The organism is Kitasatospora sp. NPDC059722, from assembly GCF_042733235.1.
GTDB lineage: Bacteria > Actinomycetota > Actinomycetes > Streptomycetales > Streptomycetaceae > Kitasatospora.
Genome location: NZ_JBHWGD010000027.1, coordinates 77,603 through 98,379, shown reverse-complemented (window position 1 = coordinate 98,379; position 20,777 = coordinate 77,603). Strand labels below are relative to the sequence as shown.

Annotated in this window: 26 protein-coding genes and 1 tRNA gene; 4 read left to right on the top strand and 23 right to left on the bottom strand. The window is 73.5% G+C overall.

Annotated elements, in window-relative coordinates:
- Positions 1-161 precede the first annotated feature (161 nt).
- The 3 genes from ACFV4F_RS19360 to ACFV4F_RS19350 form a co-directional block, all read right to left on the bottom strand.
- Positions 162-971 (bottom strand): NDP-sugar synthase, encoded by an 810-nt coding sequence (locus tag ACFV4F_RS19360; RefSeq protein ID WP_380442450.1) that lies wholly within the window; start codon positions 969-971, stop codon positions 162-164.
- A gap of 146 nt (positions 972-1,117) precedes the next feature.
- Positions 1,118-1,564 (bottom strand): hypothetical protein, encoded by a 447-nt coding sequence (locus ACFV4F_RS19355; RefSeq protein ID WP_380442448.1) that lies wholly within the window; start codon positions 1,562-1,564, stop codon positions 1,118-1,120.
- Positions 1,565-1,747: 183 nt separating this feature from the next.
- Positions 1,748-2,839: an ABC transporter ATP-binding protein gene (locus ACFV4F_RS19350; RefSeq protein WP_380503933.1), complete on the bottom strand. Its 1,092-nt coding sequence runs from the start codon at positions 2,837-2,839 to the stop codon at positions 1,748-1,750.
- Positions 2,840-3,123: 284 nt separating this feature from the next.
- Between ACFV4F_RS19350 and ACFV4F_RS19345 the strand changes: the two genes are divergently transcribed.
- Positions 3,124-3,197: transfer RNA gene (locus ACFV4F_RS19345), tRNA-Thr, on the top strand.
- A gap of 88 nt (positions 3,198-3,285) precedes the next feature.
- On the opposite strand, the gene xerC is transcribed toward ACFV4F_RS19345, so the two are convergent.
- The 15 genes from xerC to ACFV4F_RS19270 all read right to left on the bottom strand — a co-directional run bounded on the left by xerC (position 3,286) and on the right by ACFV4F_RS19270 (position 13,561).
- Positions 3,286-4,440, bottom strand: coding sequence for a tyrosine recombinase XerC (gene xerC, locus ACFV4F_RS19340; protein ID WP_380503930.1), 1,155 nt, complete (start codon positions 4,438-4,440; stop codon positions 3,286-3,288).
- On the bottom strand, positions 4,440-4,628 hold the full coding sequence (locus tag ACFV4F_RS19335) for a helix-turn-helix domain-containing protein (protein ID WP_380503927.1): 189 nt from the start codon (positions 4,626-4,628) through the stop codon (positions 4,440-4,442). Before ACFV4F_RS19335 ends, xerC begins: the two co-directional genes overlap by 1 nt.
- 435 nt (positions 4,629-5,063) lie before the next feature.
- Positions 5,064-6,539, bottom strand: coding sequence for an ATP-binding protein (locus ACFV4F_RS19330; protein ID WP_380503924.1), 1,476 nt, complete (start codon positions 6,537-6,539; stop codon positions 5,064-5,066).
- Between the two features lie 2 nt (positions 6,540-6,541).
- Positions 6,542-7,396 (bottom strand): bifunctional DNA primase/polymerase, encoded by an 855-nt coding sequence (locus ACFV4F_RS19325; RefSeq protein ID WP_380503921.1) that lies wholly within the window; start codon positions 7,394-7,396, stop codon positions 6,542-6,544.
- 218 nt (positions 7,397-7,614) lie between these two features.
- Positions 7,615-7,812 carry a hypothetical protein gene (locus ACFV4F_RS19320; protein WP_380503918.1) on the bottom strand — a complete coding sequence of 66 codons (198 nt, stop codon included), beginning with the start codon at positions 7,810-7,812 and terminating at the stop codon, positions 7,615-7,617.
- A 97-nt stretch (positions 7,813-7,909) separates the two neighbouring features.
- On the bottom strand, positions 7,910-8,116 hold the full coding sequence (locus tag ACFV4F_RS19315; protein WP_380503915.1) for a hypothetical protein: 207 nt from the start codon (positions 8,114-8,116) through the stop codon (positions 7,910-7,912).
- A gap of 14 nt (positions 8,117-8,130) precedes the next feature.
- Entirely contained in the window at positions 8,131-8,409 is a 279-nt protein-coding gene (locus ACFV4F_RS19310) for a hypothetical protein (protein WP_380503912.1), read from the bottom strand.
- Positions 8,406-8,618 (bottom strand): hypothetical protein, encoded by a 213-nt coding sequence (locus ACFV4F_RS19305; RefSeq protein WP_380503909.1) that lies wholly within the window; start codon positions 8,616-8,618, stop codon positions 8,406-8,408. The genes ACFV4F_RS19310 and ACFV4F_RS19305 overlap by 4 nt, the downstream gene beginning before the upstream one ends.
- Positions 8,619-8,854: 236 nt before the next feature.
- Complete coding sequence (locus tag ACFV4F_RS19300; protein ID WP_380503936.1) at positions 8,855-10,864, bottom strand: FtsK/SpoIIIE domain-containing protein; 2,010 nt, start codon at positions 10,862-10,864, stop codon at positions 8,855-8,857.
- A 331-nt stretch (positions 10,865-11,195) separates the two neighbouring features.
- Positions 11,196-11,393 (bottom strand): hypothetical protein, encoded by a 198-nt coding sequence (locus ACFV4F_RS19295; RefSeq protein WP_380503906.1) that lies wholly within the window; start codon positions 11,391-11,393, stop codon positions 11,196-11,198.
- 42 nt (positions 11,394-11,435) lie between these two features.
- A complete protein-coding gene (locus ACFV4F_RS19290; RefSeq protein WP_380503903.1) occupies positions 11,436-11,816 on the bottom strand; it encodes an RRQRL motif-containing zinc-binding protein in 381 nt (126 codons plus the stop codon).
- Positions 11,813-12,157 carry a hypothetical protein gene (locus ACFV4F_RS19285; RefSeq protein ID WP_380503900.1) on the bottom strand — a complete coding sequence of 115 codons (345 nt, stop codon included), beginning with the start codon at positions 12,155-12,157 and terminating at the stop codon, positions 11,813-11,815. The genes ACFV4F_RS19290 and ACFV4F_RS19285 overlap by 4 nt, the downstream gene beginning before the upstream one ends.
- On the bottom strand, positions 12,154-13,128 hold the full coding sequence (locus tag ACFV4F_RS19280) for a DUF2637 domain-containing protein (protein WP_380503897.1): 975 nt from the start codon (positions 13,126-13,128) through the stop codon (positions 12,154-12,156). Before ACFV4F_RS19280 ends, ACFV4F_RS19285 begins: the two co-directional genes overlap by 4 nt.
- Positions 13,125-13,277 carry a hypothetical protein gene (locus ACFV4F_RS19275; protein ID WP_380503894.1) on the bottom strand — a complete coding sequence of 51 codons (153 nt, stop codon included), beginning with the start codon at positions 13,275-13,277 and terminating at the stop codon, positions 13,125-13,127. The genes ACFV4F_RS19280 and ACFV4F_RS19275 overlap by 4 nt, the downstream gene beginning before the upstream one ends.
- Positions 13,274-13,561 carry a hypothetical protein gene (locus tag ACFV4F_RS19270; protein ID WP_380503892.1) on the bottom strand — a complete coding sequence of 96 codons (288 nt, stop codon included), beginning with the start codon at positions 13,559-13,561 and terminating at the stop codon, positions 13,274-13,276. The genes ACFV4F_RS19275 and ACFV4F_RS19270 overlap by 4 nt, the downstream gene beginning before the upstream one ends.
- A 505-nt stretch (positions 13,562-14,066) precedes the next feature.
- On the opposite strand from ACFV4F_RS19270, the gene ACFV4F_RS19265 reads away from it, so the two are divergent.
- On the top strand, positions 14,067-14,822 hold the full coding sequence (locus tag ACFV4F_RS19265) for a GntR family transcriptional regulator (protein WP_380503889.1): 756 nt from the start codon (positions 14,067-14,069) through the stop codon (positions 14,820-14,822).
- Positions 14,819-15,352, top strand: a complete 534-nt coding sequence (locus ACFV4F_RS19260; RefSeq protein WP_380503887.1) for a GNAT family N-acetyltransferase — start codon at positions 14,819-14,821, stop codon at positions 15,350-15,352. Before ACFV4F_RS19265 ends, ACFV4F_RS19260 begins: the two co-directional genes overlap by 4 nt.
- Before the next feature lie 21 nt (positions 15,353-15,373).
- Here ACFV4F_RS19260 and ACFV4F_RS19255 read toward each other — a convergent pair whose 3' ends face one another.
- The 5 genes from ACFV4F_RS19255 to ACFV4F_RS19235 all read right to left on the bottom strand — a co-directional run bounded on the left by ACFV4F_RS19255 (position 15,374) and on the right by ACFV4F_RS19235 (position 19,996).
- Complete coding sequence (locus tag ACFV4F_RS19255; RefSeq protein ID WP_380503886.1) at positions 15,374-16,795, bottom strand: sensor histidine kinase; 1,422 nt, start codon at positions 16,793-16,795, stop codon at positions 15,374-15,376.
- A complete protein-coding gene (cseB, locus tag ACFV4F_RS19250; RefSeq protein ID WP_380503884.1) occupies positions 16,792-17,559 on the bottom strand; it encodes a two-component system response regulator CseB in 768 nt (255 codons plus the stop codon). Before cseB ends, ACFV4F_RS19255 begins: the two co-directional genes overlap by 4 nt.
- 26 nt (positions 17,560-17,585) lie before the next feature.
- Positions 17,586-18,431 carry a hypothetical protein gene (locus ACFV4F_RS19245; RefSeq protein WP_380442440.1) on the bottom strand — a complete coding sequence of 282 codons (846 nt, stop codon included), beginning with the start codon at positions 18,429-18,431 and terminating at the stop codon, positions 17,586-17,588.
- 178 nt (positions 18,432-18,609) lie between these two features.
- Entirely contained in the window at positions 18,610-19,284 is a 675-nt protein-coding gene (locus ACFV4F_RS19240) for a class F sortase (protein ID WP_380503883.1), read from the bottom strand.
- A gap of 205 nt (positions 19,285-19,489) precedes the next feature.
- The gene (locus ACFV4F_RS19235; protein ID WP_380503881.1) at positions 19,490-19,996 is read right to left on the bottom strand and encodes a hypothetical protein; all 507 of its coding nucleotides are present in this window, start codon (positions 19,994-19,996) and stop codon (positions 19,490-19,492) included.
- Positions 19,997-20,439: 443 nt separating this feature from the next.
- Between ACFV4F_RS19235 and ACFV4F_RS19230 the strand changes: the two genes are divergently transcribed.
- Positions 20,440-20,568: a hypothetical protein gene (locus tag ACFV4F_RS19230; RefSeq protein WP_380442434.1), complete on the top strand. Its 129-nt coding sequence runs from the start codon at positions 20,440-20,442 to the stop codon at positions 20,566-20,568.
- Positions 20,569-20,777: the final 209 nt, after the last annotated feature.

Here is a 20,777-nt window from a genome sequence, read left to right as displayed (position 1 = left end):
GGGGGGCGGGGGGGGTCCGGCGGGCGGGCGGGGGGGGGGGCGGGGGCGGGGGGGGGGGGGGGGGGGGGGGGCACGATTGCCCCCGCCCCCGGGCGCGCGGGGGCGCCCCCCCCGGCCGACCGCCTTCTCGCATGGGTTACCGGGGGGTCTTCTCGCATGGGTTACCGGGGGGCGCGGCCCGCGCCGGCGGCGAGCTCCTTGGCGGCCTCCGTGAGGTCCTTCGCGGTGTCGATCGCGCGCCAGTACACGCCCTGCGGCAGCTGGTAGCCCGCCAGCCGCTTGCTGCGGGCGAGTTGGGGGAACGTGGTGCGCTCGTGGTCGCCCACGTCCGGCAGCAGCTCGGCGAACTCCGGGCTGAACACGTACAGGCCCGCGTTGATGAGGAACGGCGACGGCGGGGCCTCGATGAAGTCCAGCACGTTGCCGAACTGGTCGGTCTCCACCGCGCCCCACGGGATCCGCGGCCGGGCCAGGGCGAGCGTCGCGACGGCGTCCCGCTCGTGGTGGAAGGCGGCCATGTCGCGCAGGCTGAAGCGGGTCCAGATGTCGCCGTTCGTGGCGTACCAGGGCTCGTCCGGGCGGGGCAGCGCCCTGGCCGCGTACTTGAGCCCGCCGCCGCGCCCGAGCGGCTCCTCCTCGACGACCGTGCGCACGCGCAGCGGCAGGTCCGCCTTGTCCAGCCACTCCTGCAGCACGTCGGCCAGGTGGCCGCAGGACACCACGACGTCCGTGACGCCCTCGGCGGCGAGCCACGCCAGCTGGTGGCCGAGGATCGGCGTGCCCGTGCCCGGGATCTCGACCAGCGGCTTCGGGCGGTCGTCCGTGTAGGGCCGCAGCCGGGAGCCCTGGCCGCCGGCCAGGATGACGGCCTGCGTGACGGGCGTCGTGGTCGGCCGCGGCGGCTGGGCCTGCGGGGCCTGCTGTGCCTGCGGGGACGTGGGGTCGGCGGCGGGGCCGGAGTCAGCGCTCATGGCTGAACAATAGGCGCGCGGACGGGGGTTGGAGCCGCGGTTGCCGGGGCGGCGGGTGCGCGTTCAGGTGTTTGGGCGTGCGGACTGGTGGGCCGGCGGGCTGGCCGGCGGGCTGGCCGGCGGGCGTGCGGGCCGGCGGGTAGGCGTCAGCCCGTGATGCCGGCCGCGAACGAGCCGTCGCAGACCGGGCGGGCGAACGAACGGGCCCGCTGGACGTCACCCTGGTACTTCTTCACCGTCGCCCGGCCCAGCTCGGTGGCGAGCGAGGTGCAGTACGGCGTCAGGGCGGGCTGCTCGCGCATCGAGCGCTCCAGCAGGTCCAGCGCGGCGGCCGGGCTGTGCTCGCGCAGCTCGTCCAGCATCGCGACGCGCAGCGCGTCCTGCGGCGCCAGCCCGTCGGGAGTCTTGCCGGCCGCGCCCGCGGTGCGTCCGATGCCCGCGCCGTCGCTGCTGGACGCCGCGACGACCTGCTGGTCGAGCCCGGTCGGCGGGGCCCACGGGACCCGGGTCACGGCGAGGGTGCCGGTGGTCACCAGGACGACGGGCAGGGTGAGGGCGACGGTCTGGCCGATACGGCGCAAAAGCTGCTTCACGCTCAGGAGCGTAGCGGTGGGTGCGCCCCGGATCGCCCTCCGTTACACCATCGAGTGACGACGTGTCCGGGTTCGTCCCGTCACCGTGTTGACGCGGGGGTGTACGGACGGAGCCCGCCGGACCGGGAGGCGGTCCGACGGGCTCGTGTCGCGCTTGCGCCGTGCCGGTGGTGTGCCGTCGGCTCAGCTGCTGAGGCGGGCACCCGTGCTGGTGGAGAACACGTGGGTCTCGTCGGCGATCGGTACGACGTGGATCGTCTCGCCGCGGGCCGGGATCTGCCGGCCGTGCACGCGGACCACGATGTCCTTGTCCTCGCCGCCGATCTTGGTGGTGCCGTAGACGAAGCCGTCCGAGCCGAGCTCCTCGACCACGTTGACCGTCACCGCGACGCCCTCGATGCCGCCGGCCGGGACGACCTCGAAGTGCTCCGGGCGGATGCCGACGGTCACGGTCTTGTCGAGGCCGGCGCCGGACAGGTCGTCACGCGAGATGTTGACCACCGAGCCGCCGAACTTCACGCCGCCGTCCACCAGCGGCACCTCGACCAGGTTCATGGCCGGCGAGCCGATGAAGCCGGCCACGAAGAGGTTGGCGGGCCTGTCGTACATGTTGCGCGGGGTGTCGACCTGCTGGAGCACGCCGCCCTTCAGCACCGCGACGCGGTCGCCCATGGTGAGCGCCTCGGTCTGGTCGTGGGTCACGTACACCGTGGTGATGCCCAGGCGGCGCTGCAGGCTGGCGATCTGGGTGCGGGTCGAGACGCGGAGCTTGGCGTCCAGGTTCGACAGCGGCTCGTCCATCAGGAAGACCTGCGGCTGGCGCACGATCGCCCGGCCCATCGCGACGCGCTGGCGCTGACCGCCGGACAGCGCCTTCGGCTTGCGGTCCAGGTACTCGGTGAGGTCGAGGATCTTCGCGGCCTCCTCGACCTTGGTGCGGATCTCGGCCTTGTTGACGCCGGCGATCTTGAGCGCGAAGCCCATGTTCTCCGCGACGGTCATGTGCGGGTAGAGCGCGTAGTTCTGGAACACCATCGCGATGTCCCGGTCCTTCGGCGGGAGGTGGGTGACGTCCCGGTCGCCGATCCGGATCGCGCCGCTGTTGACGTCCTCCAGGCCGGCCAGCATGCGCAGGCTGGTCGACTTGCCGCAGCCCGAGGGGCCGACCAGCACGAGGAACTCGCCGTCCGCGATCTCCAGGTCCAGCGCGTCCACGGAGGGCTTGTCCGCCCCCGGGTAGACGCGGGTCGCCTGGTCGTACGTGACAGAAGCCATGGTTGAGCTCTCCTTCACCGGCAGGAACGTGCCGGACGATCCGAGTAAAGGGGGGGTTTCGTTCGTCTCACCGACCCGCCGAGTGGTCTGGACCACTACACGAACCGGCTCCCGGCGACGCTACCTGTGCCCCCGCCGCTTGTCAGCCCCCCTCCGGCCCGATTTCCGCATCGTTTCCATCACGCCCGCCCCGGCCGCCAACCCCCGGATATCCCCCCACCCCGCCACCCGCGCCCGGTAGACTGCCCCCGGTGCCGCCGTGATCCGTCGCGGACGGCCACCGTGCCTCCTTAGCTCAGCTGGCCAGAGCACCGCTCTTGTAAAGCGGGGGTCGTCGGTTCGAACCCGACAGGGGGCTCCGATTCCGGCCCAGGTCAGAGGGTCGAAGAACGCGGAACGCCCCGGGCTGTGATCAGCCCGGGGCGTTCTGACATCCGCGAATGACATCAGTCGGTCTTGCGGCGGCGCTTCAGCAGGCGGTCCATGTGCCGCATCGCCTCCCGCTGCTTCTCCTGCACGACGTGCGTGTAGACCTCCATGGTGACGGCGATCTGGCTGTGCCCGAGGATCGCCATCAAGTCCCGGGGCGCCACGCCGGCGGCGGACAGGAGCGTCGCGCAGCCGTGCCGGGTGTCGTGCAGCCGGATCGGCGGCAGAGCCTCGGCCTTCACCACCCGGGCGAACGACCGGGTGAGGTTACGGGGCTCGATCGGCTGGCCGGTCGCCGTCGTGAAGACGTAGCCGGAGTCCGGCCACTCCTTCCCCGCCTCCAGCCGCAGGCGCTGCTGCTCGGCCTGCCGCAGCCGCTGCCAGCGGAGCGGCGCCAGGCACATCATCGGCAGCGGGATGACCCGCATGCGGCGCGACTTCGGGCTGTCCTGGTACAGCACGCCGTCGACGCGCTGGAGCTGGTGCCGGACGGTCAGGGTGTGGTTCTCCAGGTCGACGTCCGACCAGTGCAGCCCGAGGATTTCCCCGCGCCGCAGGCCGAGCGCCACGGCGAGGACGAACGCGGCGTACATCGCGTCACGCCGCGCCCCTTCCAGGAAGATGAGCGTGTCATCGAGGCTCCAGGGCTTGGTCACGCGGTACTCCACTCGGGGGGCTTGAACGAGCTTGGCGACGTTGCGGGTGATCAGTTCGTCCCGCACGGCGGCGGAGAGGGCCGTGCGGAGCACCAGGTGCGACTCCTTGGCGGTGGCGGCCGACACCTTCTTGGTCACGGTGCTGATGAGCCGGCGGACGTCGGCGGTGCCGAGCTTCTCCAGGCTCTTGGAACCGAGCACCGGCACCAGGTGGAGCCGGATGTGCATCTCGTACTTGTCGTACGTCGTCCGCTTGCGCTGGGGCTGGATGAATTGCTCCAGCCAGTACGGCAGCCACTCGGCGAGCTTCGCCGACCGGGTGGGCGTCGGGACGCTCTGCCGGTCGCGCAGGACGAGTTCCTGGCGCTTCTTGTCGCACTCCGTCCAGGTCTTGCCGTAGACGAACTTGCGGGCCCGGGTTCCGTCGGGCTGGGGCACGTACACGGCGGCCTGGTATCGGCCGTCCTTGCGCAGGGTCACGGTGCCGGCGCCGTTGGGGTTGCGCTTCTTCGCCATCAGGCGGCCTCCTCCATCTTGGTGCGGACGTAGTCGTGCAGGGCGGTGACGGGGATGCGGCGAGAGGCGCCTTCCTTGAAGCTCGCGAGCTTCTTCGAGCGGATGAGGTCGTAGACCTTGCTGCGGCTCATCCGCAGCGCCTCCATGACCTCGGGGACTTCCAGGGCGACGGGCGGGATGGTGCTCACGTGGACTCCCAGGGCGGTGGCGGGGTTCTCGTGGTGCGTGCTTGTCCGAGGTGGGGATTTCTGCGTCACCGCGTCATCTGCGTCATTCGGGTCTCTGACCTGTGGTTTTGCGTGACGCAGTGGTTGGGGGGTGCGTCACCGCTGCGTCGCAGGCTGCGTCGTCGGGTGACGCGGGTGACGCAGGGGTGACGCAGCGGCCGTCGTCTGCGTCACCCCCTTCGGCGCAGGTCAGGGGCCGTTTTCCGTCCCGAATGACGCAGGTGACGCAGCGCTTCCTACTTGGGAAAAAAGGAGGGGCTGATTGCTTGTAGTCGGGTGCGCCTCAGGGCGTGAAGGAGGAGCCGCTTCGCGGCGCGACCTTTGAGCGGCTTCGCCGAACAGCAAGAAGAGCACCCGGCCGCCGGTGCTCTTCTTGCTTGTCCGTGCCGCAGCGGGTCAGAACGCGCGCTGCTGCTCGTGCGGGGCGGGGGCGGCCGGGCGGGCCATTTCGAGGTACCGGCCCTCCTTCGTACGGCCGGTGTCGATGAGGACGCCCCGCGCGGCGAGCACCGGCTGAAGGCGCTTGAGCCGGTCCGAGAGGACCTTGCCGGTGGTCGGCCACCCCTTGGGCAGGGGACGGAGTTCCTCGCCGCTGTATAGGCGGCTGAGGCCTGCCAACCACTGGGTGGAGGTCATGCGCTGCGCGGTGCCCGGGGCGATGGTCTCGGCGTGGGTGAGGACGGTCTGCGCGAGGAGGTCACCCTCGATGACGTCGTCGTTCAGGTCGTCCAGGCTCGCCCGGTAGGCGGCGAGCGCGCCGAGCCCGGTGGCCGTGTCGAGCTGCGCGCACAGGTGGGCGAAGTCGGCCATGCGCAGGTCGGTGGGGGTCTCCGCCTCGGCGGCGCGGACCTTGACGGTGAGGTCGAGCAGGGAGCCGAGCACGACGGGCAGGATCTCGGCGTACTCCCGCCACAGCTCCGCCTCGGTGCGCCGGACGCTGGGCCGCTCCAGGCGCAGGGGCAGGAGCCGTTCGGCGAGGTCGGGCCGGATGACGCCGACGTCGATGCCGGTCAGGAGCAGGGGCCGCCGGTAGGCGGAGCGGTGCACGTCGCCGTCGGTGAACAGGGCGCGCTTGACGCTCTCGGCGCCGGTCACGATGCAGCACATGGCGTCGGACAGGTCCGGGGTCATGTGGGAGAGGTTGTCCAGGGCGGTGACCCACCCGGCCGCGACGGCGGCGATGAGGTCTTCCTCGCCTTTCGGGGCCCGGCGCAGGTCCCCGCCCATCCCCTCGATGATCCGCACGAGCATCCGGCCGCCGGTGGACTTGCCCGCGCCCTGGGGGCCGGTGAGGAACGGGGCGGGCACGGGCACGGACGGCCCCAGGCAGCCGATCAGCCAGGCGATGGCCAGGCACTCGGTCGCGGCGTTCGCGAAGTTGCACAGGCGGAGCAGGAGGTCGATGCCCTTGCCGTCGGTGTCCTTGGCGGGCAACGGGAGTTCGCCGGTGAGCTGGGTGCGCTTCCAGGAGACCTCGCGCGGGTCCGGGGTGAGGATGTCCCAGCCGGTGGGGTGGATGCGCACCGACTGCCCGTCGGCGCGCCCGAGGTCGAGCCAGGTGGCCCCGTCGAACCCGGGGGCGACCCGGATGTGGACGGGCTGCACGTCCTCGGTCAGTGCGAGTGCTTCGATCAAGTCCAACGCCTCCTTGATGGCGGTGCCGTTGAAGACGCCGCGCCCGTCCTTGAACAGACCGGCCATGAGTTCCTGACGGTGGCTCCCGGTGGTGCCCTGGGAGCGGATCGGACGGGCCACGGGGTGGCCGGTGCGCTGGGCGTACACGGCGCCGTCGGCGGTGCGGAAGTACCGGAAGTGTTGGCGGGCGTAGTCGGCGATGACCTCGCGCGCGGGGGTCTTCTCGTCCTTGGCCACGGCTACATCCCCAGTCGGGCCAGGGCGTTGGCCCACGCGTCGGCGCAGTGCCTCGGCGATTCGCCCTTGGCCTGCGCGGCGGCGAACAGCCGCGCGGTGTGCGCCTCGGTCAGGCACCCGCACCGCCCGTGCGTCGACAGCACCGCGAGGAACGCCCCGAACACGGTCGCGTGCACCGCGCTCGCAGCGTCGGCGATGCGCTGCTCGGCCATGGCGATGCCCCGCTCCAGGAAGGCCGGCCTGCGGTGCGGGCACGCCCCGCCGCCGGCCAGGGCGGGCACGGGCACGGCGACGGGCCGGATGGCGGCGGGCTCCTTCACGATCAGGGCGCGGACGACGTTCGGCAGGGCGGCGATCGTGCCGGTGCCGGGGCCGAGCCACCGGGCGTAGGCCATGGACGACTTGACGTCCACGCCGGGCCGCACCGCGTTGGCGGACTGCATGACGCCCTGGTAGAGCCAGTGCTCACCCCGGGTGGTGAGCACGGTCCGGGTGGCGGGCAGGGCCTCCCGGGCCCACGCGATGGCGTCCGCGTTGTCGAGGTCCACGACGGTCAGGCCCGCGCCGCCGGGGTGGTAGGCCACCGCCGCCGCCTCCCGCCACGCGTACGCCCACGCGGGCGAGTTGATGACGTCGGGGTCGGTGGTGGCGGCGGCCCAGCCATGGCACGGCTTCGGGCACTGGCAGGGCCCCGGGGTCTTCATGTTCGGCCGGCCGCCGCACGCGTTGCCGGTGCAACGCCGGCAGTTGCCGAACGTCTTCTTCCCGGCCCGCAGCGGCAGCACGGGCACGCCGCCGGCCGCCAGGAACAGGGCGGTGGTCAGGTGCTCTCCCCGAACGTCGGTCAGTTGGGTCATGCTGGATGCCTCCAGTTCTCTGCTGGATGGACGGCGGCCCTACTTCTTGGTGGGAGGGGGCCGCCGTCGTTGTTCATCGCGTTCTCGGCGCAGACCTTGTGCGAGGGCCTGCGCTGTTCGTCCCTGAGCGGGGTGGGGCGACCGCACCAGCGGCATGGGCGGTCGCCGGTGCGGTCGTAGTGGCGGGCGTCGCGCCAGTCCAGGGCGCCCGGCACGGGTCAGTGCCTGCGGAAGGCGTTCTTGCGGGCCATGACGACGGCCATGCGCTGGCGCTCGCGGTCCTCGGTGGGGAGCGCGCGGACCTGTTCCAGGGCCTCGCGGATCGGCTGGGCCTGCTCCGGGGGGAGGGCGTCCAGCACGGGTGTGAGGAGGGCGGTGAGGTGGGCGATCCGCTGCTCGGGGGTGGTGTCGGTCATCGGCGTCTCCCGGGTCGGGTGGGATCGGGCTGTCCGTCCCCCGCACCGCCCGCGCCCGGAGGCGGGGGCGGGCGGCACGGCGGTCGGTGCGGACCGGTCAGTCCTCGTCGGGGGCGCCGTACTTGGCGTTCCACCGCTCCACGGATTCGGCCTGGATGCGGTCGGCGCGCTTCTCCAGTCGCTTGGTGGACTTCCCGCGGCTTTCAGCGCGGACGATGCGGATGCCGAGCAGGAGCAGGCGGGCGACGTCGCCGGCGTTGTCGGCGCCCATCTGGTGCGGGTCGATGTAGCTGCGCTTGGTCACTGGGGTCTCCTGGTTCAGGCGGCCCGGCGCGCGGCGCCGGGGAAGGGGAGGACGGTGGCGAGCCGGGCGGGCTGCTCGGCGAGCGGGGCGGGGATGGGCTCGCCGCCGTCGGGCGGGGCGGTGTCCGTCGCGGCGGCGCGGGCGGCGCGTTCGGCGGCGGACTCGGCGAGGACCTGGTGGACGGCGGCGGAGTCGGCGAGGCCCCGGCGCTGGGAGACGAGGGCGGCGGCGCCGAGCACGGCGCCGGGGGTCATCAGCAGGGCCACGGCGATGGCGTCGGTGGTGGTGCTCACGGGGTTCCTCCGGTGCGGGCGGCGGTGGCGAGCAGGTCGAGGAGGCCGGTGCCGAGCAGGGCGGCGCGCTGCTCGATGGCGGTCCACGAGTCGGGGTCGATGTGCATGAGGGCGGCGAGGGCGGCGGCCGGTTCGCTGTTGGCGGCGGCGGTCAGGGCCTCGCGCAGGTGGACGGCGGCGAGCGGCCGGATCACAGCGGGAACGGTCACGGCGGGGGTTCCCTTCTTCCTCTGGGACGATGGCGGAGAGTGATGGCGCGTGGGCAGGGAGGGAGGCACCCCCCGGGGCCGGAGAAGCCGTTTTCCGGGCCCCTCCCGGGGGTGTACGGGGCGCCTCCCTGCCTCCCTGACACGCCCATCTGGGCTGATCAGCGGTTATGTGGGGGTTCAGGGAGGCGTTCAGGGAGAACTCCCTGCCTCCCTTCGGCCTCCCTGAAGCGTTTTGGTTACGCTCCGGCGTCTTCGGTGCGGAGCTGGAGGGCGGATTCGACCTTGGCACGGGAGACGACCTGGACCCCGTCGGACTTGTAGGGGGCGGCGCCGGCCGCGTCCAGGACCGCCTTCAGGTCGCCGAAGGTCCACTCCCGGTACCGGCGCGGGTCGGCCGCGGCAAGGCGCTGGAGAACTTCCTGGGTGCGCATCCGCTTCTCGTCGCCGAGCACGGCGGCGATGTCGGCGAGCGGGTCCGTCTCCTCCGTCTGCCGCTCGACGGCGGACAGCGTGGTCACCCCTGCCCGGCGGGCCCTGGCGCGCTCGGCGATGTCGGCGGCCTGCTCGCCGGAGACGAAGTGCGTGCGGATGGTGATGCTGCTCTGCCCGGGGGCGAGCTTCGCGCCGTCGCCGGCGACGACGAGCGTGCCCTTGTCCAGTCCCTGGCGGAGCTTGTGCGGGGCGGCGCCGCCGTCGATGGCCTTGTCGCCCAGCGCCATGCGGGCCTGCTCCTCCGTGCCGAGCACGAGCGAGGCGCGGATGTGGGCGCCTTCCCGGACGAGCTTGGGGAGGTTCTCGTTGGTCGGGTCCTGGGTGCCCTGCCACAGGATCACGTTGACCGCGCGGCCCTGGTTGTGGAGCTTGCGGGCGGCCATGAAGTAGCGGGACGTGGCCTTGGTGCCGCCGAAGGGGCGGCCGTCGTCGCCCTTCGCGGGGCACATGAACGCCACCTGCGCTTCATCGACCAGCAGCACGATCGGGCGGAACCGCGGGTCGGTGCGGGCCATCTCCCGGGTGACGCCGTCGGTCGCGCCGGACTGCTCCAGCAGCTCGATGCGCCGTTCCATCTCCGCGACGCCGGCTTCCAGCATCTCGGTGGTGGCGATGACGTGCTGATCGGTCGGCCCCTGGATCAGCACGGTCGCGAGGCCGTCGAACATCCGCCAGTCACCCACGCCCTTGAGGTCGGCCATGCGGAACTCCACCGACGTGTCCAGCGCCAGCCACAGCGCCAGGCTCCGCAGGCTCGCGGTCTTGCCCTGGTTGGACAGGCCGGTGATCAGCAGGTGCCGCTGCAGCAGGGACAGGGCGGCGGCGTCCCCGCGCAGATCCTGGCCCCACGGGGCGCGGCCGTTGTAGAGGTCGGCGCTCAGGTCGGGGTCGGTGACCAGCGGGGAGGGGCCGATCGGCTCGTCCAGCGCGCCGGAGTCGGCGATCCACAGGCGCACGGTGCGGGCGGCCTGGGGGATGGTGATGAACACCTCGTGCTCGTGCCGGGCCAGGTTCTCGGCGAGCTTGCGGCGGCGCTTCTGGACCTCTTCCGTCGAGACGCCGGAGGGGAGGGTGACGTCCACTTCGACGCCGCAGCCGGCGATGCGGATCGGGCCGAGCATCCCGGCGCCGGCGTCGCCCATCTCCTTGATGGCGCCGCGCAGGGGTGCGATGCCCAGGTCCCGCAGCGCGGTGACCACGATCGACGGGGTGATGGGCGCGCCGACCGTGGCGGTGGCGGCGGCCGGCAGGGTCCAGGCGGGGGCTGCCTGGCGGTGGCGGCCGATGGCCCACAGGGACAGCAGCGCCAGCCACGGGCCGAGCACGGTCAGCGGGCCCCACACGATGCCGATGAACACCGCCACCCACCGGATGAGGTCGATCACGGTCATCGTCGGCACGATCACCTGGCGGATGTCCTTCTCGGCGATGGCCAGGACGATGCCGAGCAGCAGCAGCGAGGCCTGCGCGGTGCCGACGGCGAACGCGGCCGACTTCGCGAGCTGCTGAGGGGCCTTCAGCATGTCCATGCGCCGCTGGTGGCGGGCGTTGCGGAACGCTGAGGCCCGCACCTCCCACTCCAGGGCCGTCTCGTGCTGGCCGGCCGCTTCGGCGGTGCGCATCATCCGTTCGTAGCGGGCGAGCGTGCGCCCGTCCCACGCCCGGCGGGCGGCGATCCCGGCCCCGGCGACGACGTAGGCGCCGTGGCGGACGACGAGGCGGGCGGCGGTGCGGGTTCGCTCGTCGGTGAGCATCACCCGCACCGACCGGCCGCCGCGCACCCACGCCGGGACACGAGCCGCGGGCCTGGCAGCGGGGTCGGGGCCGGGGATGACGACGCCCTCGATCGGGTCCGGCGGAGCGGGGACGGCGTCCGCCAGGATTCCGGCGGCGGTGCGGGCGGCGCGGGCCTTGCCCAGGTCCACCACCACGCCCGTGACGGGCATGGGCTCGGGGCTGTTCGACTGGTTCACTGGGGTTCCTTCCTCACAGCGGTTGTGGTGCGGAAAGGGGCCCCGGGACGGCCGCGTGGCCGGCAAGCTGTCGGCCGTCCCGGGGGTTGCGCGAAGCGTGAAGTGCAGGGCGTCAGCGGCCCGTCGGCCGCAGCTCGTGGCCGTGGCACAGGACGGGGCCGATGAAGAAGCCGACCCGGTTGACGGTCCAGCGGCCCTGGGTGAGCGGGCCGGGCGGGACCTCGTCGACGATGCGGCCGGTCCTTCCGGCCGCGCGGGGGTCGTCCTCGCAGGACACGATCAACACCTCGTCGCCGGCGGCGAACGTCATGGAGCGCTCCAAACAGGCTGCGGTGATGGCAAGTTGGGGATTTCAGGCCGCGAGCGGCAGGCCGTCGGCGCAGGGCAGGCAGGTGCCCAGGTGCGTGGGCAGGACGTATCCGGCGTCCGTGCCGCAGGCGGGGCAGGTGCGGCGGGCGGTGTTCGCGGCGGCCAGCGCCCGGCGTCGCCCCTCGGTCATGGGGCGGACGGGCTTGGCGAGGGCGAGGCGGTAGAGGTAGGCGACGCGCACGCCCGACGTCGAGCGGCGGGAGCGCCACATGACCTGCGCGGCGACGTCCTGACCGCCGGGGCGCAGGCCCTTGGCGCGGAGCTGTCGGCGGGTGAGCAGTCCGACCGGGGCCATCCTCCACGGGTAGGTGGGGACGCCCCCGGACCGGCGGCCCTCCGGGTCCCAGAACCGGGGCCCGCTCACGGCTGCTCGCCCTCGTCCGGGTCGGGTAGGTCGAAGTGAACGACCAGGGTGACGGGCACCCCGGATCGGACCGTGTGGGCGACGAGCCAGGCGGTGAAGTCGGTGCGGTCGCTGTCGACGTCGGCGGGGGCGATGTCCAGGGCTTCGCGCCACTGCTCGAAGCCGCCCATGTCGTCCTGGAGAACCAGTTCCACGCCCCATTCCGCCGGCTCGTCCCAGCCGATGGCGACGAGGTCCAGCCGGGCGTGCGGCTCCGGCAGGGCGGCGTGCTCGGAGAGGATGGTCAGCAGGGCGCCGGCGGCGGTGATCTGCGGGACGCCGGTCCGGGGTGCGGTGGTCACGATGCCTGCTCCTCAGCGGAGTCGGGGGCGTCGGTGGTCGCGTCGCCCTCGGTGCCGGGGCGCTCGTTGGCGGCCGGGGCGGGGTCGGGCACGGCGTGAAGCGCGGGCCGCTCCGACTCGACGGCCGCGACGGCGGCGCGCTCGGCGGTGAGGGTGTCGCGCAGGACACGGGCGTTCGCGGCCGACGTGCGGACCGCCTTGCGGATCCGGTCGGCGGTCAGTTCCGAGTCGGGCCACCCGGCGGTGGCCGACCGGGCCTCCGTCAGCAACTCCGCGTCCGTGCGCTTGAGTTGGGTGGTCCGGGCCGACTTCGGAACCGTGCCGGTCGCCCGGCGCGGCCGGGCCGCCGCCGGAGCGGTCGGCTTACGGGTCGGCTCGGCGGGCGGCTGCTGGATCGGCGTCTTGGTCGGCTCGACGGCCGGCGCGAACGGGCTCAGGGCGGGTACCGGGTCGGGCGACTCCCACAGAGGGAAGTCCGGCTCGGCCGTCCCGGGTTCGGGCAGGTCAGACCCCGACCGATTCGCCATGGTCTGGTCTGTTTTGTCAGCCTTGGGCTTGGTGTGCAGGACCTTCGCCACGAGGTCCGACCCGAAGTAGATCGACCCGACCGGAAGCGACGACGCGAGCAGGACCAGGGCCCAGTGCGCGGGCGCCCACTCGGCCAGCCGGGTCCGGCCGCCGCCGTGCAGAGTCGGCACCAGACCGTGCACGTAGTTGAGCACCAGCGACGCGGCGGTGTACCCGGCCAGCACCCGCAGGGCGAACCGGCGGTCGGCGTCGGTCAGCACTAGCGCGACTACCAGCGCCAGCGCCATCAGCCCGTCCACGACGAGCGGGTAGACCGTGGCGGCGGTCGAGTCGGCCCCGATCGCCGACGCCACGTCCCGCAGCGCATTCCACGAGACTCGGAACGCCATCGCGGCCACCGCCAGCAGGCCGGTTACGAGCCAGAACTTCCCGGCGCGGCTCACTGGGCTCCCCCCGGCGCTCCGGCGCCGATGAGGGTCTGCGCCGCCTCCCGGGTGGCACGGGCGGCCTCAGCGGCAGCGGCGGCGGCGATCCGGGCCGCCGCCGCAGCGGCAGCGGCCTGCGCGGCCGCCTCGCGAACCTCGGCGCTCATGCCGCCACCCCCGGGCGGCTACGGCGGCCGGCTGCGCGCTGGCGGTGCAGCGGGACGGGGGCGGTCCGCAGCAGCTCGGCCGCGACCGCCGCCGACTCCGGGTCCGACTCCCGCAGCTCCGCCAGCACCTCACGGGCGACATCGGTACGGGCCGCGTACTCCGCCTGGCTCTCGCCGGCCACGCCACCGAACAGTGCGTCGAACGGCGCGTTGTCGACGCCGAGCGCGAGCTCAGCGAACTCCAGGGCCGAACCGGCCCGTTGGCCTGCAACAATCGACTTCACGGGTTCACCTCGTCGTAGATGGGTGGGTGGACCCGGGAGGGCCGCCGCGCGCCCGGCCAAGGAATGCGCGGCGGCCCGATCCACGGGCCAAGAAAGGCAGCCACCGACGCGGGACGCGCGGCGCGCTGCACGTGGACGGGGAGGGAATCGCACCCTCACCCCCGCAGGGGCCCACTACGGGCCGTCCGCCTTGCTGGTCTGCCTCCGCCTCTCCCCAGACACCTCCCTTCGCGGGGTTCTCGGCGGGACCTATGGAGTTGTCAAGGAACAAGCGCTGCCTTCAGGGGGCTGTCACCCCACCCCTCCGGGCGCATTTGTCCAGCTCAGAGCAGCCCAAAGAAGGGCCACTCCGCATCGTCTGGATTGTCCGGACAATGCTGCCGGTGAAGAGATTGGCACGCTCGGCTACGTGCGGTCAAGCACATCGTCTGCATTGACTGGACAATGCGTCGTGAGCTGCGGTTTCATGGGTTGCATGTCAGCGATGCGATCTGGGCGAGCGCCCATGTACCAGCAGATCCGCGACGCACTGAGGCAACAGATCGCGGATGGAACGCTCTTGGCCGGCGCGCAGTTGCCGACCGAAGCCGACCTAATGGAGCAGTACGGCGTTGGCCGAGGCACAGTGCGGGAGGCGCTCAGCAAGTTGGTCAACGAAGGCCTGGTCGTGCCGATGAGGCCCCGGGGCTACTTCGTGAAGGAGCGCCAGCCCATGGTCTTTCGGCCGCAGGCTGAGTTTCGCAAGCGCCCATATTCGGCCGAGATGGACGCCTTTGTCACAGAGCACTCGGCGGAAGGGCGAGAGCCGCGTCAGCTCATCGAGGTGGCCATCGTGGAGCCAGCTCCGGACATCGCGAAACGCCTGCGCCTGGAGGCGGGGGAGCTTGCGGCAGTGCGCCGACGCATCCGATGGCTCGACGGTGAGCCGTTCAACGTGAACGACAGCTACTTCCCGTTGGACATCGTCCGGGAATCCGAGATCATGCGGCCCGAGGACATCACGCGGGGCGCCAACGAGGTGCTGGCCGAGCTGGGCTATCGCCAGGTCCGGGCACTTGATGAGTTGTACGTGCGGATGCCGACCCCGGACGAGGCGGACCGACTTGAGCTCGGCCCCGGGACCCCCGTCGCGTACCACGTATGCACTGGATACACGGCCGACGCGCGGCCGGTGCGCGTCGCTGTGAGCGTGCTGCCTGGTGACCGGCATGTCATCTCGTACGAGCGGCAGTGGGAGCAGCCGCAGGACGGTGCCGAGTGACCGTGCTGGAGATGCGCGTAGCCACGCCGGGCGAACTCTTCCAGGTCGAAGGGTTGTTGGTTGGCGCGGGGGAGTGGCTCGCGTCGCTCGGAAGCGATCAGTGGCAGTTCCCGCCGCGCCGGACTCGACTGCTCGAATCGATGGAGCGTGGGGAGTGCTTCCTGGCCTTCCGAGACGGTCTGCCGGTTGGCACTCTGACCGTGGACGGGCAGGCAGACCCTGAGTTCTGGCACGCCGACGACGAGCCGGAGACGGCGCTGTACGTGCACCGGATGGCCGTTGCTCGGGAAGTGGCAGGCCAGGCCATCGGTGCCCGGATGCTGGACTGGGCTGCCGATCGGGCGGCGGCTGCGGGCAAGACCAGGCTCAGGCTCGATGCGTGGAAGACGAATCCTGCGCTCCACCGGTACTACCAGGGGCAGGGCTTCACGCTGGTGCGGACAGTAGACCTGCCTCACCGGCAGTCAGGCGCTCTCTTTGAGCGTGAGGTGGCGGCCCGGGGTCCTCTTGTGGAGCCAGCGCAGACGTGATGCTGACATCACTTCCTGACATCAACACGACCGGACGCCGGGGCATCTGTCCGTCCCGGTGAGCACTCGGCCCTGGCGGGCGAGATGCCTTTGGGCCGGTCCCCGACGACCGTGTTTGATCTTGTAAAGCGGGGGTCGTCGGTTCGAACCCGACAGGGGGCTCTGCGTGTGGAGGGCCAGTCCGCCGGGGTGCATCCGGTCGGGCTGGCCCTTCGGTGTTGGTGGGGCCGGGTCAGGAGGGGGCGCGGCGGGGAGGGTGAGGGTTGCGAGGGCGCCGCCGGTGGGGTGGTTGGCGAAGGCCAGGGTGGCGCCGATGACGCGGGTGTGGCCGGTGGCGATGGTGAGGCCGAGGCCGTGGCCGCGGCCGCGTTCGGGGGCGTTGGTGCGGAAGCGCTGCGGGCCGTCGTCGAGGAGGTCGTCGGGGTAGCCGGGGCCGTGGTCGCGGACGGTGATGCGGTGGCCGTCGACGTGGAGTTCGACGGGGGCGGCGCCGTGGCGGTGGGCGTTGACGACGAGGTTGCCGAGGATGCGGTCCAGCCGGCGGAGGTCGGTGCGCACCTCGGCGTCGGCGGTGACCGTGACGTCCACGTCCACGCCGGTGAGCGTGACGGTGCGGCGCACCGCCCGTTCGAGGGGGACGGTGGAGAGGTCCGGGGTCTCGACGTCGGCGTCGAGGCGGGAGACCTCCAGCAGGTCCTCGACGAGGGCGCGCAGGGCCTGGACCCGGTTCTGGACGAGCTGGGTGGGCCGGCCCGGGGGCAGCAGTTCGGCGGCGGTGACCAGGCCGGTCAGCGGGGTGCGCAGCTCGTGGGCGACGTCCGCGGTGAAGCGCTGCTCGTCCGCGAGCCGCCGGTGCAGCGAGCGGGACATCTGGTCGACGGCCGCCGCGAGGTCGGCCACCTCGTCCCGCCCGTCGACGAGTTCGCCGATCGGGGTGTCGGTCCGGCCGGCGGCGATGCCCCGGGCGGCGGTGGCCGCGGTGCGCAGGCGGCGGCTGATCCGGTCCGCGACCAGCACGCCGGCCAGGACGGTGGTGAAGACGGCCGCGACGACGGTGAGCAGGATGATCCGGTCGAGGTCGGCGATCGCCTGCCGGTCCTGGGTGAAGTCGACCCGGACCGAGAGCACGGCGTTCTGCACCGGTCCGGCCGCCCACATCGTCTCGCCGTCCGGCCCGGCCGCCAGCAGCGTGCCCTGTCGTCCGTCGACGGCGAGCGTGTGCAGGCGGGCCGGCAGCGCGGGGTCGTTGAGGGCGGCGCCGTGGGCAGGGGCCTCGCCGCGTCCGTACGCGCCGAGCGAGGAGTCGAGGGCGGCGACGGCGGTGGCGCGGGCCTGGTCGACGTGCTGGCGGATCATCGCCTGGTGGACCAGCAGGCCGACGGCCACCGCGACCAGGACGGAGATCGCGGCGACGGCGGTGGCGATCTGGCGGCGCAGCGTCATGCCGGCCGCCGCAGCTTGTAGCCGAAGCCGCGGACGGTCTCGATCCGTCCGGCGCCGATCTTGGCGCGCAGCCGCTGCACGTGGACGTCGACCACGCGGGTGTCGGCGCCCCACTCGTAGTCCCAGACGCGTTCGAGCAGGGTAGAGCGCTCCAGCACGATGCCGGGCGCGGCGGTGAACTCCAGCAGCAGCCGCAGCTCGGTGGGGGTGAGCGGGACGAGGCGGCCGTCCACCCGGACCTCCATGCTGTCGGTGTCCACCTGCATGCCGTCGAAGCTGCGCACGGTGGGCGAGGGGGACGGGGAAACAGCGGGGGAGACAGAGGGGGAAACGGAAGGGGGCGGCGTGGGGAGGTCGTCGTCGGCAGGGGCCGGGACGACGCGGATCCGTCGCAAGACCGTCCGGATCCGGGCGACCAGCACGGCGCTCTCGAACGGCTTGACCACGTAGTCGTCCGCCCCGGCCTCCAGCCCGGACACGACGTCCACCGGGTCGGTGCGCGCCGACATCATCAGGATCGGCAGCTGGCTCTCCTCGCGGATCCGCCGGCACAGCCCGACGCCGTCGAGGAGCGGCAGCATGACGTCCAGCAGGACCAGGTCCGGCCGGACGGCGTGGAACGCCTCCAGCCCTTCCAGGCCGTCGGCGGCCGTGGAGACGGGGAAGCCGTAGCGCTCCAGGGCCATCCGGGTGGCCTCGCGGATCACCTCGTCGTCCTCGACGATCAGGATGCGGGGCTGCGCGGGCGTCTCGGCGGGGGTCATGGGTGCTGAGGCTAGGGGGTCGGGGATCACGGCTGCACTCCCGGGAGGGCGGGCGTCGGCCGGGCGGGGTTCTTGGGGACGAGCGGGGACGGCACGGCCGTCGGGGTGGCCGGCTCGGCCGTCGGACGGACGGGGCCGGGGGCGCGGCCGCCCGGGGGCATGACGGACGTCACCGGGTCCGGTGCGGCGGACGGGCCGGGCAGCGGGCCGGTGCCCTCGAACTTCTGCTCCAGCCGGACGAGCCGGACGCCGTCCCACTGGTAGTGGCTGGTGGTCTGGACGGAGGTGGTGGTCTGCTCGTGCAGCCACAGGTCGGTGCCGATGGTCTCGGCGCTGAACAGCGGCACCAGCTTGACCCGCAGGATCGGCACGAGCCGGTCGTCGACCAGGGTGTAGACGTGCAGCACGACCTGCTGGGGCACGGCCACGGCGGTGATCAGCTCGGGCTTGCCGTCGCCGGTGAGGTCGCGGAACTCGGGGCTGCGGACCGCGCAGCCGGTGCACGATCCGAGGGCCGGCCGCTCCTCCGCGCTCACGCCGGGGTCCTTCGTGAGGACGGCGTGGACGTCGACCGCGGTGATGTCCCGCCCGGCCACGGTCAGGTCGGGCACGGGCTGCGGCGGCGCCTGGGACGCGGAGCCGGTCTCGGCGGCGGAGGAGGACGGCGTCGGCGGGGCGTTCAGTCCGGGCCAGAGCGGCTGGGCCCGCAGCGGCGGTGTCACCGGCTGCGACGGGCCGTGGTCCTTCAGGCCGCCGGGGTCGGCCCGGCCCACGACCAGGGCCGCGGCCAGCGCGACGAGGACGGCCACGGCCGCGAGGGCGGCCACCGGCGTGGCGGCGCGCCGTCGGCGGGGCGGGGGTGCTGCTGCCACGTCGGTGCTCGCCCTCCTGGAACGCCTGGTCTGGGATGCCTGGCCTGGAACGCCTGGTCGTGGGGGGGACGCCGCAGGCCTACGGCGTCCTTGGTGTGCCCTTGGTGTAGGTCGTGCCGGCGGTGGCCGGCGGTTCCCGTGCGGCCGGCCGGGCCGCCTCAGGCCGCCTCCGCCGGCCTCAGGCCAGGTCGGCCAGGACGACGATGTTGTCGGTCCAGTGGCCGTCCGAACCGATGCTGCCGCCGCAGGTGATGAGCCTGAGGGTCGGGGCCGGGGTGTCACCGTAGACGGCGTCGGTGGGGAAGCGGTCCTTGGCGGCCTGCAGCAGTGAGCGGACCTTGAAGTCCACGGTGGTGCCGTCCGCGCGCCGCACCTGGACGAGGTCGCCCGGCCGCAGCTGCGGCACGCGGTGGAAGACCGCCGGGCCGTGGACGGTGTCGTAGTGCCCGATCAGGACGGTGGGGCCGGTCTCGCCCGGGGTGGGCCCGTTGCGGTACCAGCCGACCTCCCCGGCCCGGTCGGCCGACGGCACCTGGACCGTCCCGTCGGCGTTCAGGCCGAGGCCGGTCACCGGGGCGTCGACGCCGGCCGACGGGATGAGCAGGCGGGTCGGCTCCGAGGCGGGGAGGGCCTTCGGGGCGGCGGGCGGTGCGGTGGCGGCGGAAGTGCCGGCGCCGGTGGTGCCGGAGACGCCCGGGGTGGACGCCGCGGGCCCGGGGGCCGGACCGTCCGTCGCGCTGCCGTGCGCCGAGGACTCGATCCGGACGACCGGCGTCTCCTGGGAGCCGATCGCCACCGACACGCCGAGCACCAGGCACAGCAGCCCGGCCGCCCCCACGACGGCCCGGCGCACCACGCCCGGTCTGCGCCGGGGCCCGCGCCGCCGCCGTCCGCGCCCTCGTTCCGGTACAGGCCCCTGCCCTCGTCCCCGACCGGTCGCGCGCCGCCGCCGGCCGGCCGGTGCCCCGTCCGCGCCCGGGGCCGCCCCGGCACCGCCGCCCCGCCTGGCCAGGTGCGGGGCTGCGGCGCCGGGGTGCCCGGAGGGCTCGGGGCCGGTGTCAGCCGCGCGCACCGGAGCGGCGGCGCAGGAGGGCGAAGCCCAGCGCCCCGGCGCCGACGGCCGCGACGGCACCGCCGGCGGCCAGCGTGAGGCCGTTGCCGTCGGTCGCGGTGGACCCGTCCCCGGCCTGGGCGGCGCCCTTCGGGACCTCGCGGACCTGCGGCCGGTTGGTGTCCTTGGCGTCGGCCGGCGCGGGCGTGGCGGTGGGCGTCTTGGCGACGCCCTCGGTTGCGGGCGCACCGGCGGTGGGCCGGGCCGGAGCCGGCTGGGCGGGTGCGGAGCCCTTCGGCACCACGACCGCGCCGGAGGCGGCGGGGCCGGCGGTCGGGGTGGCCGTCGGGATGGCCGGGGCGGCGCTCGGGGCGGCCGTGGGCGTGGCCGGGGCGGGGGCCCCGTCGGCCCACGCCTGCCCGCCGGTCAGGGCGGTCAGCAGCGCGGCCCCGGTCAGTGCGCAGACGGCCAGGACCCGGCGGCCCGGCGCGCGATCGGTACGGCTCCTGCTCATGGGGTGCTCTCCTTCGTCGGCATCGTCGACGCTCGTCGTCGATGGTCGGCATTGACGTCCGTCGTCGACGTCCGTCCTCGACGCGTTCCGACCCCTGCGGCCGGTGCGTCGACGGAGACGTTAGGGAGCCCGTGTCGCGGTCCCCGGCCGGTCGCATCACGGCGGCCCATCGGCTTCGTAACGCCCCCGACGGCCTTCGTAACGGCTCCGGAGGGCTCTGTAACGACGGCCGGGCGACGAAGGCCGGGCGACGAAGGCCGGGCGACGAAGGCCGGGCAACGAAGGCCCGGCAACGCCCCCCGGAGCCCTGACAACGACCCCCGGAGCCCCGCGGCACCACCCAACTCCCGGTACGCGGAAGGAAACCTCCCCCGCCCCTGAACCAACCCGCCCGCCCGTGCGTACCCCCTGGTGATGGGGGACCGGAGAGAAAGGTGGCAGCGATGAGCATGCTGGCCAACCTGGTCCCGGCGATGCGGCACGGCGGCAAGCACGACCGCAAGACCGGCAAGGAGACCAGGGACTCCAAGGCGGGCCGCCGTCGTCGTCGCGGGTCGAACTCGCGGCACTGACGGCCCCGCCGTCCTGTCAGGGCCGGGCCCCCGGCGGCCCGGCCACGTTCCACGGGCTGGAGTCGAACCGTGTGGTCACCGCTGCGGCCGACGGCCGCCGCCGCGGGGGGCGGCGACGGCGCCCGGGTGGATCCGGTCGTCGGGCCCGCCCCCGGCCCGCCCCGGCGGGGGCCCATAGGGCGGCTCTGGGCCGACACGAGGGGGGGGCG

Coding starts and splice junctions, on each gene's coding strand:
- ACFV4F_RS19360 (WP_380442450.1), bottom strand. CDS start 971: ATGAGCGCTGACTCCGGCCCCGCCGCCGACCCCACGTCCCCGCAGGCA.
- ACFV4F_RS19350 (WP_380503933.1), bottom strand. CDS start 2,839: ATGGCTTCTGTCACGTACGACCAGGCGACCCGCGTCTACCCGGGGGCG.
- xerC (WP_380503930.1), bottom strand. CDS start 4,440: ATGGCGAAGAAGCGCAACCCCAACGGCGCCGGCACCGTGACCCTGCGC.
- ACFV4F_RS19325 (WP_380503921.1), bottom strand. CDS start 7,396: ATGACCCAACTGACCGACGTTCGGGGAGAGCACCTGACCACCGCCCTG.
- ACFV4F_RS19320 (WP_380503918.1), bottom strand. CDS start 7,812: ATGACCGACACCACCCCCGAGCAGCGGATCGCCCACCTCACCGCCCTC.
- ACFV4F_RS19300 (WP_380503936.1), bottom strand. CDS start 10,864: ATGCTCACCGACGAGCGAACCCGCACCGCCGCCCGCCTCGTCGTCCGC.
- ACFV4F_RS19295 (WP_380503906.1), bottom strand. CDS start 11,393: ATGACGTTCGCCGCCGGCGACGAGGTGTTGATCGTGTCCTGCGAGGAC.
- ACFV4F_RS19275 (WP_380503894.1), bottom strand. CDS start 13,277: ATGAGCGCCGAGGTTCGCGAGGCGGCCGCGCAGGCCGCTGCCGCTGCG.
- ACFV4F_RS19265 (WP_380503889.1), top strand. CDS start 14,067: ATGTACCAGCAGATCCGCGACGCACTGAGGCAACAGATCGCGGATGGA.
- ACFV4F_RS19255 (WP_380503886.1), bottom strand. CDS start 16,795: ATGACGCTGCGCCGCCAGATCGCCACCGCCGTCGCCGCGATCTCCGTC.
- cseB (WP_380503884.1), bottom strand. CDS start 17,559: ATGACCCCCGCCGAGACGCCCGCGCAGCCCCGCATCCTGATCGTCGAG.
- ACFV4F_RS19235 (WP_380503881.1), bottom strand. CDS start 19,996: ATGAGCAGGAGCCGTACCGATCGCGCGCCGGGCCGCCGGGTCCTGGCC.
- ACFV4F_RS19230 (WP_380442434.1), top strand. CDS start 20,440: ATGAGCATGCTGGCCAACCTGGTCCCGGCGATGCGGCACGGCGGCAAG.